Source organism: Streptomyces sp. LX-29 (genome assembly GCF_029541745.1).
Taxonomy (GTDB): Bacteria; Actinomycetota; Actinomycetes; order Streptomycetales; family Streptomycetaceae; genus Streptomyces.
In genome coordinates this window covers 109,358-123,896 of record NZ_CP089746.1, presented here as the reverse complement: position 1 = coordinate 123,896, position 14,539 = coordinate 109,358, and the positions used below count along the sequence as shown (strand labels likewise).

The window sequence follows — 14,539 nt, the reverse complement described above, 5'->3', positions numbered from 1 at the left end:
ATCGGCCTGAGGGGTGCAGCGTCATCGTGACGGCCACGACGCCAGTACGGGGGGCGCGCAGAGTCGGTGTGTGTACCCTCTTCGCGCCCTCGCGTGCCGGGAGGTTGCCCGCCTTTCGGATTGTGTGCTCAATTCGCTACGAATGTGCACGGGATGCGCCTGTTGTCGCCGTGGCCTGAGGGGTTCACTGGCGTCATGAGCGCATGAGCACCTTCCGCACTGCCGTGTTCATGCGACTTTCCGGCAGTCTCCGGCATTCTCTCGGCACGCACGGTGGTCGGTGTCGCGCAGCAGACGGCTGCGCACAAGCCGCTGTGCTCTGGCCTTCCGTCGCCGCCCACGACCGGTCGGACCGTGGACCGTGCCTGGGACCACGAAGAAAGAAGGACCCGGCCATGACAGCACCCAGCGACACCTCCCCCTTTGGCGGACACTCGCCGGGACCCCACCCTCCCTTCCCGCATTTCCCTCACCCGTCCGGGGGGCGGCCGATCATCGTCGCCGTTGTTCCCGCCACCGGCCCGGGCGCGGGCGGGACCACGGTGGCGATCCTGGGCTCGGGCTTCAACGGCGCCACGTCGGTGAGGTTCGGGGCGAACCAGGCGACGAGCTTCACCGTGGTCTCGGACCACGTGATCACGGCGGTCACGCCGCCCGGGTCGGGGGTCGTCCAGGTCACCGTCACTACTCCTCGGGGGACCAGCAACGGCTTCCCGTACATCTACTATGCCGTCAATCCCGTACCACCGCCGGTCATCGCGGCGGTCGTGCCGTCGTCGGGCCCGGCGGCGGGCGGCAACACCGTCACGATCACGGGTTCGGGGTTCACCGGTGCCACGGCGGTGGTCTTCGGGCTGAACCCGGCCACGAGCTTCACCGTGATCAGCGACAACCTGATCACGGCCGTCGTCCCGGCGGGTGTGGGTGTGGTTCCGGTCACCGTCATCGCGCTCAGCGGTGTCAGCAACCCCGTCAACTACACCTACATCTCCGTCCCGGTGCTGACGCTGGTCATCCCGCCGTCAGGCTCGGCCGCCGGCGGTGACACCGTGGCCCTCCTGGGTTCGGGGTTCACCGGTGCCACGGCGGTGGCCTTCGGGCTGAACCCGGCCACGAGCTTCACCGTGATCAGCGACAACCTGATCACGGCGGTCGCCCCGGCCGGCAGCGGTGTCGTCCCGGTCACCGTCACCGCTCCCAGCGGAACCAGCAACGCCGTCAACTACACCTACACGGCGGTTCCCGCGCCCGTACTCAACGCGGTCGTGCCGTCCACGGGTTCGTCGGCGGGCGGTGAGACCGTGCTTCTCGTCGGTTCGGGGTTCACCGGTGCCACGGCGGTGACCTACGGGCTGAACCCGGCCACGAGCTTCACCGTGGTCTCCGACAACCTGATCACAACTGTCACTCCGGCCGGCAGCGGCACGGTCTCGGTGAACGTGACCACGGCAGCCGGGGTCAGCAACAGCCTCCCGTACATCTACGTCTGAGCAGGTAGCGGCGGGCTATAGGGCGGGGCGTCAAGGCGGTGGGAACCCGGTTCGGGACGGCGTAACGCATTCCGGCCCGGACGGGGTCCCACCGCCTTCCTGCGGGGACGGAGGGGCGGAGAGGGCAGTCCTTGAGCACACCCGAGCCGACTGGCGATCGGTTTCTCGACGTTCTGTGGGACGGCGGGTCCAGGGGACCCGCGCCGCGCGGTCGATTACTGACGATGTGCGAACGGCTAGCCTGCGGGCATGGTGTTCAAACGGCTGCTGGGCAGCAAGGGAAGCGGCGGGACCGGGATTCCGCTGGAGATCGATACCGTCATACCGGACGAGGCGCTGCAGCCGGGAGGGCTGCTGCGCGGGGAGATCGTGCTGCGCGCACCCGATCGGGACGTGGTGGTTCGGACCGTCAATGTGAAGCTCGTCGCCAACACGTCGCCCGCCGTTGGCAAGCGCGACGTGGTCGACACGGAGTCGGGCGACACGTTCGCACACTTCCCTGTGACCAGCCACTTCACCGTCGAGAAGGGCCAGGAGAGGCGGGTGCCGCTCCGGTACCGGCTCCGGTGGGAGAGCCCGGTGTCCGAGGTGCGGGGGAAGCAGCTCCAAGGGGTGCGTCTGAGGGCGTACACCTTCGTCGAGGCCAACGGGATCGAGGGCCGCACGGACAGCGACCCCCTGCGCATCGGTGCGACGCCGCTCCACGAGGCGGTCCTCGACGCCTTCGCGGCCGCCGGGTACTCCCACGGCGCCGCGCAGATCGACGACGGGGAGACCATTCCGCGCACCGAGCGCCACCTCTACATGCGGCAGAGCTTCCGCCTCGTCGACACGCTGGCCGTGACCGGGCCGGACCGCCCGCAGAACCTGGAGATGAACTTCCACACCAACGCGGTCGGTTGCGAGTTCTTCGTCCGCAAGGCGGCCCTGTTCCAGAAGACCTGGAGCGAGAAGCCGCCCTACCTGCGCTACGTGGCCGCGCACCACGAGGTGGGCCGGTTGGACTTCGAGGCGGAGGTGCGGCGCTGGATCGAGGAGGTCGCGGCCCTGCCCGAGAAGCTCGACGACGACAGGATCGAACGGGTGGAATACGACTTGGGCAACCCCAGGGTCTGGTCCGACACGTAGTTCAGCGATCATCTCCGGGCTGAACGGGGGGCCATGCGCGCCACCCGGGCCGCCGTGATCAGCCGGGCGAGGCCGAACTCGCGGGTGAGGCCCTTGCCGCCGAGGATGTGGACGGACTGGCCGACGGCCCTCACGGCCTCGCCGGCGCTGATGTCGTCACCGACGTAGTCGAGGTGGGGTGGCCTTCTGCATCATCAGCCGGGGCGGGACAGGATCTGGTCGGTTGACCGCAGAAAGTCGGTGGTCGACTCGAGAGTGGACGCACGGCGGTGGAGGGTGAAGGAGCAGGTGGCCGGCCCTTGCCGATGCACGGCCACCGGGCGGTCCCGCCCCGGCCTGCGTGGCCGGGATGGGATCGGTCAGAACCGGGGGTACGTCCGGCCAGGGGCACGGACGGACGAAGCGGGAGGCGTAACTCGGGCCGGGCGGACCAGCAGCCGCAGACCTCCCCTCTCCGGGAACGGGCCGCCGGTCCACCAACCGCCCTCGCCCTTGGATTCGGGCCGGCCCGGACGGGGCCTGGGCGAGAGCTGGATGGCGTCCGCGAGACGATCAACTGCCAGGAGCCGGCCTCAGCCGACCGCGGCCGCCTCGGTTGCGATCGGCACGGCGGCGACCAGCAGCAGGGAAGTCCAGGCGCGCACCGGGCCACCTCCGGAGCGGGCGCTGCCGGACCGGGAAGCGGGCGCCGGAGCCGAGAGGTGCACGGCTCAGGGCGGCGCAGGAAAGGGTGCCGGGGAGCCAGCAGGGCGGAACCCGTCGGGGAATGGCCTGGCCGTTCGCCGGTGGGCCCGCCGAGGATGAGTAGCTAGGCGGGCTCGGTGGGGTCGTGGGTGATCAGGTCCCCTGGCTGGCACCGCAGGACATCGCAGATCTTCGACAGGGTCGAGAAGCGGATGGCCTTGGCTCGCCCGTTCTTGAGCACGGACAGGTTGACGACGGTGATGCCCACCTGCGCGGACAGCTCGGTGAGCGTCATGCCGCGCTCGGCCAGGATCCGGTCGAGGTGGATCCGGATTCCGTGGAGCTCCTCTTCGGGCATCAGATGGTCCCTTCGAGGTCCTCTCGCATGCGCACGCCCTCGCGCATGATCTTCCCCATGATCACTGCGGCGAGGCCGGCGAGGACGAGGACCAGCGGCCCCGAGACCGTCGGCCCGGAACTCACCATCGGCGCCATGCTCCCGACGAGCCAGGACTGCGACCAGCCGGCGACGAGGCCGGTCAGCGGCGTGCCCACGGCGACGAACCACCCGAGGACGCAGAGCCGTTGCGACACGTCCTCGGTGAACGGCCCCTTCTCCTGGACGGCCTTGAGGAGGCGGGAGAAGAGCAGCAGTGCGAGGGAGCCGAACAGCAGCCAGGGCAGTTCGCTGCCGAGGTCGGCGGCACGCTGCCCCGTGGAGGGGCTGTCCTGGCAGAGGCGCGCGGCGCTGCTGGACGCCTCCACGCCTGTGCTGACCGGCAGGTTGTCCGCCAGTGAGGCATTTTTCCAGAAGCCCGTCTGTGCGCAGACCGCCCCGTCGTCGAGTATGTGCGTGACCCCCGTACCGATGAAGGCGAGCCCGCTGAGCACCGCCAGCGCAAAGGTCGCTGACGCCAGGGTCCTCGTGAGCCGCGTGTTCATCGCATCCCTCCCTATCGATTTTCGATATGCCCGAGACTAGAGGGCCCTATCGATAATCGACAAGTCCATGGCTGCCGACGAGACCGCGCCGGCAGGCTGGACGTCGGTCTCGGCGGCGGGCGGGACCCTTCCTTCGGCCTTCGCGGCGACGACTTCCTCGACCGCCTCGCGGTACCGGTCGCGGTAGGTGCTCATGTCGGTCCCGCCGATGGCCTTCATGAGGGCTTCGGCCTCGTCGACCTCCTGCACGGTCACCCCGCCCTGCCAGGTGGGCGTGCCAAGCCCTCGGACGACCGGATCTCATCGGACCACTTCACCTCCTGAAGAGCGGGGAGACGGCCACGCCGCAACGGGGCAGCCACTCGGAGGTCCACGCGCCGCGCGAGCTCCATCTGACAGGTCGAGGCCAGCACGGGTACCGGTGCGCGCCGTGCTCCCGGAGCCGGCACGGGCGGGACTGCCCGGCGACGAGGCGGCGCAGTATCGGCTCCGGGTTCCTCTCGGATGACCGCTTGCCGACAGTGGATGGCCGCCGCCCGATTCGGACAAGGCTGAGCGCCGACGCGCCCTACGGTGTCGAAGAAATCGGCGCTCTGGAGGCGTACATACATGGAGAGCTATCGCGGTGCGCGGACGGCCGTGATCGTGGGTGCGGGGGTGGCTGGCCTGACAGCGGCCACTGCCCTGGCACGTGGCGGATGGCAGGTTGAGATCATCGAGGTCGGCCCGCCGGAGGCGCCTTCCGGGTGGGGGTTGTGCCTCACCGGCCCTTCGCTGCGCGCGCTGGACGAGCTGGGGCTTTCGGGCGCATGTCTGACCGAGGGCTACGGCATGAGCACGATCACGCACATGGACGTGAGCGGCGAGCCCGCGGGCGAGGTTCGGTTGCCGCGCCTGATCGGTGCGCGGAGGCCGGCGATGGTCGGTATCGCGCGCCCCGTACTGCACCGCATCCTGCACGCGGAAGCCGAGCGGTGCGGCGTCGTCGTACGCCACGGAGTGAACGTCGCCGCGGTGGATCAGGACGGGGAGCTGGTCCACGTGCGGCTGTCGGACGGCACGGACAGGCGGGTCGCCCTGCTGGTGGGAGCTGACGGGATCCGCTCGGCGACGCGGGGCCTGCTGGGGCTTGAGACCTCGCTCGACTTCCACGGGCAGATGGTCTGGCGGGCTCTGGTGCCCCGACCGCTGTGGGCCACCGGGGTCCATCAGTTCGCCGGGAAGGCCCACACGGCCGGCCTCGTGCCCCTCTCGGACAGGCAGGCGTACGTGTTCCTGACGGAGAACGGAGTGGAGCGGAGCGTCCTGACCGATGCCGAACTCGCCCCGCGCCTGCGGCGACTGCTGGAGACCTTCCCGGGCCGGGTGGAGGAGATCCGCTCCCTGGTATCCGAGTCGGCATCGGTGGTGCGCCGCCCAGTGCTGACGGCGCTCCTGGAGGGCGCCTGGAACCGGGGCAACGGCGTGGTCATCGGTGACGCCGCGCATGCGCCCGCACCGCAGATGGCCAGTGGCGCCGCCCTCGCCATCGAGGACGGGCTCGTGCTGGCCCAGGAACTCGGCCGGCACGAGTCTGTCGGCGCGGGGCTCCAAGCGTTCGTCAGCCGACGCACACAGCGCTGCCGAACGCTCGTGGAGACCTCGGTGGCGATCGCCGGCCTGGAGCAAACGCAGCGCCACCACGAGGCGTATGCGCTGGTCGATTCCTGCCACCGGCTCATGTCCGAGCCCGCGTGACCATCCGGCGCGATGAGCGGCCCGACTTGCCGTTCGCGCGAGGGACAAGGAGAGACAGATGTCCGCTGCGACTTCCCCAACCCGAACCCGAACCCGAAGCCTGCCTCAAGCGCAGCAGCGGCTGCGCGAGCATCTGGAGCAGCGTAAGAACCCTTTCAACGACCTGATGGACCTGATGCCGGCCAGGGCCCGCATCTTCGGCGGCAGCACCTTCGAGGACTGCGTCGACCGCTGCCCTGAGCTGTCCCTGCTCGACCAGGACGTCCTGGACATGCCGTGCTGCCCGCTGCTTCTGGTCAACGGCAAGGACGACCAGCAGAACGCCGCGGCCGACCTCTGCCTGGCCCTTGAGCACGGGGGACCCAAGACGGCCCGGATGTTCCCCGGCGGCCACATGGGCGAGGGGCCCGTCTGCCCACCGTCATCGACTGGCTGACCGAACGACTGAGCTGACCAGCGCAGCTTAAGGAGTGCACCATGAGCAGCAGCAGTCTGATCACCCACCTTCGGCACATCGACATCGCCATGCCCAACTTCGCCGAGCAGCGCCGGTTCTACACCGAGCTGTGGGGGCTGAGGGAGACCGCCGGTGACACCGGTGTCTCGTTTCTGGCGGCCGAAGGCTCCCCGGAGCAGTACGTGGTGCGGTTGCGCGAGGACGCCCACAAGCGCACCGACCTCATAGCCTTCGGTGCCGTCGGCGCCGACGATGTCGACACCCTGGCCACACAACTGACCGCTCAGGGGGTTCGGTTAGTCCACGAGCCGAAATCGCTGGAGACTCCCGGGGGCGGCTACGCGGTCCGCTTCTTCGACCACGAGGGCCGTGTGGTCGAGGTCTCCGCCGACGTCTCCGCCCGCCGGCACCGCAAGGTCGAGGCCCGCGAGTCGATCCCGGTGCGCCTCTCCCATGTGCTGATGAACTCTCCCACCCCCGAGGCCACGGTTGCCTGGTACATCAAGCACCTGGGGTTCCGTCTCTCGGACACGATGTGTCTGGGCGGCCGTGGCGAGATCGTGTGGTTTCTGCGGTGCAACGCCTTTCACCACAGCTTCGGCGTCGTGCGCGGGCCGCACGCGGCCTTCCACCACGCCTCTTTCGAGATGCGCGGCATCGACGAGTTCATGCGCGGCACGGGCCGGATGCGGCGTCTGGGCATCGAGCGGCTGTGGGGACCGGGGCGGCACCGGGCCGGTGACAACTCCTTCAGCTACTTCCTCGACCGGGCCGGCAACACCGTCGAGTACACCACCGAGCTGGAGATCCTGGACGAGGACACCTGGCACCCTCACATCTTCGACCTGCGCGATCCCGCCAACGCGGATCAGTGGGGCACGGCCGAGGAGATGGACGAGTTCATCGCCGCCACGTCGCACAACGACGTGGACCCGGGGCTGTTCATGGCCCCGCCGATGTGAGTGGAGAGCCCGTGGAACCTCCGCGCACCCGGCTCGTCGTCAGCCGACGGCCGGCCGATGGGAAGGTCTTCACCGAGGCCGGGCCCACCGACCCGCCGCTCGGCCCGGCCGAGCGCTGCACCGGCCTGCTCTTCTACCCCCGGAGGGGACGATGAGCGCCCACCTGGCACTGACGGACCGGGCGCGCTTCACCGACGCCTCGCTCGACGGCGACAGTCCGCAGGAGACAGCCGTGGCGTACAGCTCGATCTGTACGCCCGCGACGGAACCCGCCGACCGCCATGGCTGACACTGGGCCTCTAGGGAGGTGACCCCACCATCGTGCCGACGCCGCTGCGCAACCACCTCATCACCAGATCTCAGAACCCCGCCGACCTGCTCAACGCCGCCACCCGTCTGTTCGGCGGCTCGGTCGCCACATCACCCCTGGGCGAGCTGTGCGGAGGCGATCACGAACTGCGCGGCGTCGCTGCGCACGGCTTCGCGGTGGGCTACTTCGCCTCACCACTCGGTGTGCGCGTCGCCTCGGCCGCGAGCCGCAACCGCGGCTCCTACTTCGTCAACATCGGTGTCTCCGGTGCCATCTCGGTAGCGTGCGGCGGCCTGCGGGCGACCCTCGACGAGGCGACGGCGGGAGTCGCCAACCCCGGCGACACCCAGGAACTGCGGCCCCTGCGCAGTCGGAGGACGCGGTTCCTGGGCCTGCGGATCGACGCCGCCCTGGTCGACCAGGAATTCGCCGCGCTGACCGGGCATCCGCCGGTGTCCACCGTGCGCTTCGATTTCGCCCTCGACCTGGCCAAGTCCAAGGGCCGGGCGGTGCGGCTGCTGGTCCGTTCCCTCCTCGAACAGCTCGACTCGGGAGACCCCCTGTTCCAGCGCGCGGAGCTGCAACGCAGCCAGCTGCGTTGCCTTGTCACCGCCCTGCTCCTGGCCCAGCCGCACTCGCACACCGGCGAGCTGCACGACGGTCCGCAACCCGGCTACCCGCGCTCCTTGCGGGCAGCCCTCGCGTTCATCGAAGCGAACCTCGCCGAGCACATCAGCCTCGGCGGCATCGCCGAGGCCGCAGGCTGCAGCCCGCGGACCCTCAGCTCCACATTCCGCGGCCGGCTCGGCCTTTCGCCCATGTCCTACGTCCGCAACCTGCGGCTCGACCGGATTCGTGAGGACATCCTCGCCTCCACCGACCCTGTCGGCACGATCGCCTACCGATGGGGCGTCTCGCACCTTGGCCGCTTCGCCAGCGAGTACCGCGACCGCTTCGCCGAACTGCCCTCCGACACCGCAACCCGCAGATAACCCGGCGTCCTCCCTCCCCTGCCTGTCTGTCACCGCATCAGCCCGGGGCCGTCATTCGAGGCCCAGTGCGGCGGTCAGGGCGATCTCGTCAGTGAGGTCGATCCCCGTCCCCGCCCCTCGACGAACGGGATGCTGCCCCCGCTCTCGACGCCATCCTCGAAAGCCAGGGCTGGCCCAGAAGGCCACCTCGCACTCGTAGAACCAGAGCCCGTCCCTGGCCGGTCATCGGAGCAGGAACCGGGCCGGTGATCTCCTGCCCGTGGGGGAGACGGATGCGTTTGCTGTGGGGATTCGCGGTCCAGCCCCGCCGCCGGGTCGTCAAGCGAACCTTCGGCTGGCTGATGAACCACCGCCGCCTGGCCCGAGACTGCGCAGCCCTCCCCGCCCGCTTCGAAGCCGTCATCCACATCGCGGTGATCAACTTCATGACCCGCCGACTGACCGGCGAAACCACCACGACCCGGCCCGGAACCTGATCCACAAATCAGGAATGAACCGCCCAATCAGCTCCAGATGACGGCACGTTTGGGGACGTCCCAGTAGTCAGCCGTGCCGAGGATCTGCCCGGCGTTGTTGATCGCCAGCGCATAGGAGCGCTTCAGGATCTGGCCGGGCTTCTCATCGGGCAGCAAAGTGGCGTTCCCGCTGGCGTCCCAAACGGCGGCGTGCTGGTCGGACGACCCTACGGCAAGGCCGGCGTCATTGAGCATGGGTGCCACCGAGTGGCTTGTGGTGCCGGGGACGGGTTTCATCGTCACCATGCGGTCGTTCTCCCATCGCACCGTCTCCCTGACGCCGTCGGCGCGCTTGTGGGAGCCGAGGAAGACATCGCGGTTGTTCACGTCGTAGAGGTCGCTGTCCTCGGACGCTCCCGGCATGACACGGAAGATGCAGCAGCGCAGCGCGCGCGCAGCGCGCCAGGTGTGTGTGGAGGGGTCGTAGGCGCCGCCGGCGACGGTTCCTCGGTTGTTGATGTCCCAGGCCCCGGCACGCTGTGCAAGAGTGTCGATGGCCAGGTACTTGACCTTGCCATTGGCGTCCCAGCGCACCGCTCCACCGAGTCCGCTGCCGAAGCGGGCGCCTCCGATGATCTCCCCGTTCTCGTTGATGCGGGTCGCGTGGCTGCCGATGGCGTACTGGGGCCGTTCCAGGAAGGTCGGCTTACCGTCACGGTCCCAGCGGACAGCCCAGATGTCGTGGTAGCGGGTTGCCGTTCCAACTGCCACGTTCCGGTTGTTGATGTGCTCGGCCCAGCTTTCCAGATAGCCCTCGGGCTCTTCCAGGCGCTTGGGTTTACCGGAGGCGTCCCAGGTCACAGCGTGGCTTTTGCCCTCGGGGGTATGGGACGCTCCCGCGATGATCCCCTCGTCATTGATGGCCTTGGGACTGGGAGAGCTGCTGCTGTCCAGCGCCATCAAACGGGTGACCGAACCGTCAGGCTCCCACCTCACCTGGATGTCGTTCTCTCCGCTGGCCCAGCCCACGACGTGCCCCGCGTTACTCAGCAGGTTGCCAGCTGTCGACGAGTAGCCTTCCGGCGGCTGCAACTCGCGCATCACCCTTCCAGCCGTGGCTGTGCTCTCCGTGGCCTGCGCGGGCCCTAACGGCAGCATGAGCCCCACGGCCAGTGCCAGCGTTGTCATCCCACGTGGCATCGCATCTTCCCCCTCCACCCGAACGGGATGGCCGCCGAACCCCAAGGCCATCTCTCTGGATCACACATTGTGTGTGATTGCCGTCAGGTGAGAAAGCGCCTCCTAGGCCAGCTGTTCCTTGCACGACGCCGGCCTGATCGGCGGCGTCGAAGTACGCCACCCAAGAAGAACCGCTCCAGCTCCGGGCGTGTGGGCACCTCGGTGATCGTCCCATACGCCTCGACCTGCTCATCAGTCAGAGGCGACATGCGTGCAACAGAGGTGGCCGGGCCGCCGACGCGCCCGTCGTACATCGGTCCCTTCCGGGTAGTGACCGAGCTCGGCGAGGGCGGCATGGGACGTGTCCTCCTTGCCGTCGCCCCCGACGGCCGTCTCGTCGCGGTCAAGGAAGTGCACGCCGAACTGGCCGAGGACGACGGGTTCCGGGCCCGGTTCCGGCGCGAGGTCGCCGCCTCCCGGAAGGTGTCCGGCGCCTACACCGCTGCCGTGATGGACGCCGACGCGGAGGCCCGAACGCCTTGGCTGGCCTCGGTGTTCGTGGCCGGGCCCACGCTGAGCCAGGCACTCGCCGCCTCGGGACCGCTGCCCGAGGAGGCGGTACGGCTGCTCGCGGCGGGCCTCGCGCAGGCGCTGGTCGACGTGCACCGGGTGGGCCTGGCCCACCGCAACCTCAAGCCGTCCAACGTGCTGCTCGCCGAGGACGGCGTGCGCGTCATCGACTTCGGCATCGCGCGGGCCGCCGAGGGTACGGAGGCCACCGAACTGACCCAGACCGGCTGGGTGGTCGGCTCGCCCGCCTTCATGTCACCGGAACAGGCCGAGAGCCGCGAACTGACCACGGCCAGCGACGTGTTCTCACTTGGTGCGCTTCTGGCGATGGCCGCGACGGGACACAGCCCCTTCGCCGGCACGTCGATGGCCGGGACCCTCTACAACGTCGTGCACGCCGAACCCGACCTGTCCGCCGTGGCGCCGGGGCTGCGCACGGTCGTCGGGCCTTGCCTGGCCAAGGACCCGGGGGCACGGCCCGCCCCAGAGCAGTTCCTCGCGCTCCTCGGCCCGGTCGCGGCCGCCGACCCCCCGTGGCCGCCCGCCGTGCAACGGATGATCGCCGCCCAGCGACGGGCGCCCGGCCCCACGGCCCCCCTGACCCTACCCCGCGGCGTACCGGAAAGGTCACCACCCTGGTGGCGGCGTGCGTCCTCGCCGTCGCAGGCATCGGCGCCCGAGCGTACGCGCTGAAGGACGACGCCGATCCGGCCTCGCCCGAGGCGGGCTCATAGCCGGGGACGGACACGTCGAAGGACACGGCAGAGGGCGCCCCCGACGAGCCCGACAAGTACGCGAAGTGGCCGATCTGCTCCGCGGGAGCCGGGCAAACTGCCGTTGCTCGCAAGGAACAAGGCGCTCGACCATGACGACAAGGGTTACAAAGGCGCCTCGACGAGGGTGCGCCTGGGGAGAGATACTCAGCGATCCCCGGAAGGTCAGGATCGCCGGCCTGATCGACGACGTGCACGCCTTCGTCGGCTGGGAACTGAAGCGCAGCGACGGTGATGACGACGACGAGACCGAGCTCCAGCGCGAGGAGTTCCGCGAGGACGCCGCCGAGGGAACCCGCGCGAAGGGCCGCGGCTTCGGTGACGAGGCGTACTGGAGCCCTCCGGACGACAACAACCCCACCGCGCAGTGCCACCTGTACGTCCGCGACAGCAACCTTGTGGTGGACGTGGCCCTGGGCGGCGACGAACACCCGGTGTCGACCTGCAAGTCGGAGGCCGAGAAGATCGCCCGCGCCGCGATCACAGACATGCCGCGCTGAACGAGGGCAGATAGTGCCGGGTGCCCGAGAGCGGCCTGCGGCGCCCCCAGGCCGTATCCGGCTGTGCCAGAACCGAGAGTCAGCAGTGTTTGTTGGTCACCGTTGAGAACAGTCCGTCGGTGACGCTGCGTTCTGTAAACGCGCCGGTGCTTGCTTCTGGCTGTCATGTGTTCTGGTCGGCTCGGAGCGCGTGGTCATGGCGTGGGCCAGGTGCCGAGCGCTCGGGCCAGCCGGTCGCTCTGTTCGCGGGTGATTCCTTGGGCCAGGCGAATCCCGCATCGCGGGCTGCTGGGCTCTTCGCAGTGCAGGATGCCGGGAAAGTGTTGCTGGGTGCCAGAGAGCGGGGAGGGGGAGGGCAGGGCCCATTCAGCCGGCTCCCACAGGGGGTGGTCGCGCAGAAGCGCATCTGCCAGTACGGGCGCCCTGTCTTCAGCGATGCCCACCTGGATCAGCGCGTCGCCGATCAGCGTGGCCGCGTCGGTAGGCAGGTTCCTGTCGCCGAGAGTCGGAAGCAGGAGCAGCAGGCGGACGTGGGGTGCGTGGATCCCGGGAGCTTCGGTGTCGGGTGTGAGGGCGATGTGCGTGAGCTCCCTCCAGGACAGGCCGGGGCCGGCTTGGTGCCCGTCGATGGTGGCCAGGTAGCCGTGCCGATCTCACTCGGGGTGGGAGACGAAGTACTCCGTCCCCAGGTCCTCGGCGAAGTTGCGGCCCACGATGACCACGCTGTGGCCGTCGCTGAACGGGATACGGAAGACCGGCCAGCGCTCCTCGGCGGTCAGGGTTTCATAGGCTGCGTCCGTGTCGGCCTCGTCAGCACCGAACCACAGTGGATCCGGTTCGGTCTCCTCGGTCTGGCACATCCACAGCACGTAGGCAGCCCAGAACCCCGGCAGGGCCAGCAGTTCCTCCGCTGCGACGAGCGGATCGTTCTCGTATCCATCGATCAGCACGCACCCAGGGTGCCATTTGGCTCTGACAGGCTCATGTCTCATACGTGGCCTGGACTGCATTTCACAGCCGGCGTGGTCCGTACTGATCGATCGCGTATTCGGTCTGGCCGGGGACGCACTCGGCGGCCGCCCAGGACCGTCGGTCGTCGGCAAGGAGCCACCAGGTGGCCTCGTCGCTGCCGTCCAGGGCGTCTACCAGAAGGTGCCAGGCGCTGGGCACGGCGAGGTCGAGGTAGAAGAGGGCATCGGCGTCGTGCGCGATCTCCAGTGGTGGCAGTTGGGTGCGCGATGGGTGGCGCGTGCCGCCGTCCGGATGATGAGGTGGCACGATGACCAACCACGATGAGGTGGCGGTTGTCCGACCGTTGACACTGGCTTGGGTGAGCCAGCACCTCGAGATCGGCGAACGGATCGTCAGAACCGAGGCGCTGCATGGCGGCATCACTGCCGAAATGCGGAGGTTGACCATCGGCACGCGGGACGGGAGATCCCGTCACCTGGTGCTGCGGAGTTTCGTCGACCCGTTCTACGTGGGGCACGCCGAGGACTGGCTGAAGAGGGAGGCCGGCGCCCTGACCCTGCTCGCGGGGACCAGCGTGCCGGCTCCTGTACTGGTCGCGGTTGATCCTACCGCCGCGCATTGCGAGTATCCGTCGCTCCTGATGACGCATCTGGGAGGCCGGGCGGTCTTCGAGGATGAGGGATTGGAAGCACGCGTTCCTCTGCTGGCCCGACAACTCGTGGCAATCCATGCGTTGCGACCCGCCGAGCGGCCCAGAGAGTATGTGGCGTTGACGACCGCCGACACCGTCGTGACTCCACAGGGCGCCGACGCGGCGGTATGGGCTGCGGCGATCGACGTGATCCGCAAGCCCGCGCCGCCCTATGAAAGGCCTTTCCTGCACCGGGACTTCCAACCCGGCAACGTGCTGTTCGACGTGCCACCCCCAGGGTCGGCAGATGACCGGATCACCGGCGTCGTCGACTGGGCAGCGACCTCCTGGGGCCCGGCGGATCTCGATGTGGCGCACTGCTCGACCAATCTCGCGCTGCTGCACGGCCCGGCGTGGGGTCTGCGGTTCGCTGAGGCGTATGAGGAGGCCGGCGGGATGCTGGCCGCGGCCGCGAGAGAGCGGCTGTAACGGATTGTGTTGGAGTGCACGGACGGTCATGCGATCGCGGAGGTCGCTCGGCGGTTTCGGATCACGGCCGACACGGTCCGCACCTGGCGTCGACGCTTCCTTGAGCGCCGGCTGGACGGCCTGTGTGACGAACCACGGCCCGGCGTCCCGCGGAAGACCCCGACGCGGATGTCGAGCGGCTGATCGTCAAGACACTTGAGGAGACACCGAAGAACGCCCACTGGTCCACCCGGTCCATGGTCGCGGCCACCGGTATGTCACAGTCCGC

Annotated in this window: 17 protein-coding genes and 3 pseudogenes; 13 read left to right on the top strand and 7 right to left on the bottom strand. The window is 69.1% G+C overall.

Features of this window, described 5'->3' with window-relative positions; translation table 11 throughout:
• Nucleotides 1–395 precede the first annotated feature (395 nt).
• Nucleotides 396–1,490, top strand: coding sequence for an IPT/TIG domain-containing protein (locus LRS74_RS00630; protein ID WP_277739066.1), 1,095 nt, complete (start codon nt 396–398; stop codon nt 1,488–1,490).
• Nucleotides 1,491–1,739: 249 nt separating this feature from the next.
• On the top strand, nt 1,740–2,618 hold the full coding sequence (locus tag LRS74_RS00625; protein WP_277739065.1) for a sporulation protein: 879 nt from the start codon (nt 1,740–1,742) through the stop codon (nt 2,616–2,618).
• Nucleotides 2,619–2,626: 8 nt separating this feature from the next.
• Here LRS74_RS00625 and LRS74_RS00620 read toward each other — a convergent pair.
• From LRS74_RS00620 to LRS74_RS00605, 4 genes and pseudogenes are all read right to left on the bottom strand, one after another.
• A pseudogene (locus tag LRS74_RS00620) lies at nt 2,627–2,819 on the bottom strand (acyl-CoA dehydrogenase); the annotation flags it as partial.
• 607 nt (nt 2,820–3,426) lie between these two features.
• Entirely contained in the window at nt 3,427–3,660 is a 234-nt protein-coding gene (locus LRS74_RS00615; RefSeq protein ID WP_277739064.1) for a helix-turn-helix transcriptional regulator, read from the bottom strand.
• A complete protein-coding gene (locus LRS74_RS00610) occupies nt 3,660–4,244 on the bottom strand; it encodes a DUF2975 domain-containing protein (protein ID WP_277739063.1) in 585 nt (194 codons plus the stop codon). The genes LRS74_RS00615 and LRS74_RS00610 overlap by 1 nt, the downstream gene beginning before the upstream one ends.
• A 36-nt stretch (nt 4,245–4,280) precedes the next feature.
• Nucleotides 4,281–4,493 carry a hypothetical protein gene (locus LRS74_RS00605; RefSeq protein ID WP_277739062.1) on the bottom strand — a complete coding sequence of 71 codons (213 nt, stop codon included), beginning with the start codon at nt 4,491–4,493 and terminating at the stop codon, nt 4,281–4,283.
• A 360-nt stretch (nt 4,494–4,853) separates the two neighbouring features.
• On the opposite strand from LRS74_RS00605, the gene LRS74_RS00600 reads away from it, so the two are divergent.
• The 7 genes and pseudogenes from LRS74_RS00600 to LRS74_RS00570 form a co-directional block, all read left to right on the top strand.
• Nucleotides 4,854–5,981 carry an FAD-dependent monooxygenase gene (locus tag LRS74_RS00600; protein ID WP_277739061.1) on the top strand — a complete coding sequence of 376 codons (1,128 nt, stop codon included), beginning with the start codon at nt 4,854–4,856 and terminating at the stop codon, nt 5,979–5,981.
• Nucleotides 5,982–6,039: 58 nt separating this feature from the next.
• Nucleotides 6,040–6,417 carry a hypothetical protein gene (locus tag LRS74_RS00595; RefSeq protein ID WP_277739060.1) on the top strand — a complete coding sequence of 126 codons (378 nt, stop codon included), beginning with the start codon at nt 6,040–6,042 and terminating at the stop codon, nt 6,415–6,417.
• 41 nt (nt 6,418–6,458) lie between these two features.
• Entirely contained in the window at nt 6,459–7,400 is a 942-nt protein-coding gene (locus LRS74_RS00590) for a VOC family protein (protein WP_277739059.1), read from the top strand.
• An 11-nt stretch (nt 7,401–7,411) separates the two neighbouring features.
• Nucleotides 7,412–7,555, top strand: a complete 144-nt coding sequence (locus tag LRS74_RS00585; RefSeq protein ID WP_277739058.1) for a hypothetical protein — start codon at nt 7,412–7,414, stop codon at nt 7,553–7,555.
• Nucleotides 7,552–7,689, top strand: coding sequence for a hypothetical protein (locus LRS74_RS00580; protein WP_277739057.1), 138 nt, complete (start codon nt 7,552–7,554; stop codon nt 7,687–7,689). Before LRS74_RS00585 ends, LRS74_RS00580 begins: the two co-directional genes overlap by 4 nt.
• Nucleotides 7,690–7,721: 32 nt before the next feature.
• Nucleotides 7,722–8,702, top strand: a complete 981-nt coding sequence (locus tag LRS74_RS00575; RefSeq protein WP_277739056.1) for an AraC family transcriptional regulator — start codon at nt 7,722–7,724, stop codon at nt 8,700–8,702.
• Nucleotides 8,703–8,989: 287 nt separating this feature from the next.
• Nucleotides 8,990–9,178 (top strand): annotated as a pseudogene (locus tag LRS74_RS00570) (IS5/IS1182 family transposase); the annotation flags it as partial.
• 27 nt (nt 9,179–9,205) lie between these two features.
• Here LRS74_RS00570 and LRS74_RS00565 read toward each other — a convergent pair.
• Entirely contained in the window at nt 9,206–10,258 is a 1,053-nt protein-coding gene (locus LRS74_RS00565) for a hypothetical protein (protein WP_277739055.1), read from the bottom strand.
• A 345-nt stretch (nt 10,259–10,603) separates the two neighbouring features.
• Between LRS74_RS00565 and LRS74_RS00560 the strand changes: the two genes are divergently transcribed.
• Together LRS74_RS00560 and LRS74_RS00555 are read left to right on the top strand one after the other, a co-directional pair.
• Nucleotides 10,604–11,599 carry a serine/threonine-protein kinase gene (locus LRS74_RS00560; RefSeq protein ID WP_277739054.1) on the top strand — a complete coding sequence of 332 codons (996 nt, stop codon included), beginning with the start codon at nt 10,604–10,606 and terminating at the stop codon, nt 11,597–11,599.
• A 172-nt stretch (nt 11,600–11,771) separates the two neighbouring features.
• The gene (locus LRS74_RS00555) at nt 11,772–12,179 is read left to right on the top strand and encodes a hypothetical protein (RefSeq protein ID WP_277739053.1); all 408 of its coding nucleotides are present in this window, start codon (nt 11,772–11,774) and stop codon (nt 12,177–12,179) included.
• A 653-nt stretch (nt 12,180–12,832) separates the two neighbouring features.
• Here LRS74_RS00555 and LRS74_RS00550 read toward each other — a convergent pair.
• Together LRS74_RS00550 and LRS74_RS00545 are read right to left on the bottom strand one after the other, a co-directional pair.
• Complete coding sequence (locus LRS74_RS00550; RefSeq protein ID WP_277739052.1) at nt 12,833–13,129, bottom strand: hypothetical protein; 297 nt, start codon at nt 13,127–13,129, stop codon at nt 12,833–12,835.
• 61 nt (nt 13,130–13,190) lie between these two features.
• Nucleotides 13,191–13,457, bottom strand: coding sequence for a hypothetical protein (locus LRS74_RS00545; protein ID WP_277739051.1), 267 nt, complete (start codon nt 13,455–13,457; stop codon nt 13,191–13,193).
• Nucleotide 13,458: 1 nt separating this feature from the next.
• On the opposite strand from LRS74_RS00545, the pseudogene LRS74_RS00540 reads away from it, so the two are divergent.
• Both LRS74_RS00540 and LRS74_RS00535 read left to right on the top strand, forming a co-directional pair.
• Nucleotides 13,459–14,268, top strand: a pseudogene (locus tag LRS74_RS00540) (aminoglycoside phosphotransferase family protein); the annotation flags it as partial.
• A gap of 9 nt (nt 14,269–14,277) precedes the next feature.
• Nucleotides 14,278–14,454 (top strand): helix-turn-helix domain-containing protein, encoded by a 177-nt coding sequence (locus LRS74_RS00535; RefSeq protein WP_277739050.1) that lies wholly within the window; start codon nt 14,278–14,280, stop codon nt 14,452–14,454.
• The last annotated feature ends 85 nt before the right edge of the window (nt 14,455–14,539 follow it).

Coding starts and splice junctions, on each gene's coding strand:
- LRS74_RS00610 (WP_277739063.1), bottom strand. CDS start 4,244: ATGAACACGCGGCTCACGAGGACCCTGGCGTCAGCGACCTTTGCGCTG.
- LRS74_RS00555 (WP_277739053.1), top strand. CDS start 11,772: ATGACGACAAGGGTTACAAAGGCGCCTCGACGAGGGTGCGCCTGGGGA.
- LRS74_RS00630 (WP_277739066.1), top strand. CDS start 396: ATGACAGCACCCAGCGACACCTCCCCCTTTGGCGGACACTCGCCGGGA.
- LRS74_RS00560 (WP_277739054.1), top strand. CDS start 10,604: ATGCGTGCAACAGAGGTGGCCGGGCCGCCGACGCGCCCGTCGTACATC.
- LRS74_RS00565 (WP_277739055.1), bottom strand. CDS start 10,258: ATGCGCGAGTTGCAGCCGCCGGAAGGCTACTCGTCGACAGCTGGCAAC.
- LRS74_RS00600 (WP_277739061.1), top strand. CDS start 4,854: ATGGAGAGCTATCGCGGTGCGCGGACGGCCGTGATCGTGGGTGCGGGG.
- LRS74_RS00580 (WP_277739057.1), top strand. CDS start 7,552: ATGAGCGCCCACCTGGCACTGACGGACCGGGCGCGCTTCACCGACGCC.
- LRS74_RS00595 (WP_277739060.1), top strand. CDS start 6,040: ATGTCCGCTGCGACTTCCCCAACCCGAACCCGAACCCGAAGCCTGCCT.
- LRS74_RS00615 (WP_277739064.1), bottom strand. CDS start 3,660: ATGCCCGAAGAGGAGCTCCACGGAATCCGGATCCACCTCGACCGGATC.
- LRS74_RS00625 (WP_277739065.1), top strand. CDS start 1,740: ATGGTGTTCAAACGGCTGCTGGGCAGCAAGGGAAGCGGCGGGACCGGG.
- LRS74_RS00590 (WP_277739059.1), top strand. CDS start 6,459: ATGAGCAGCAGCAGTCTGATCACCCACCTTCGGCACATCGACATCGCC.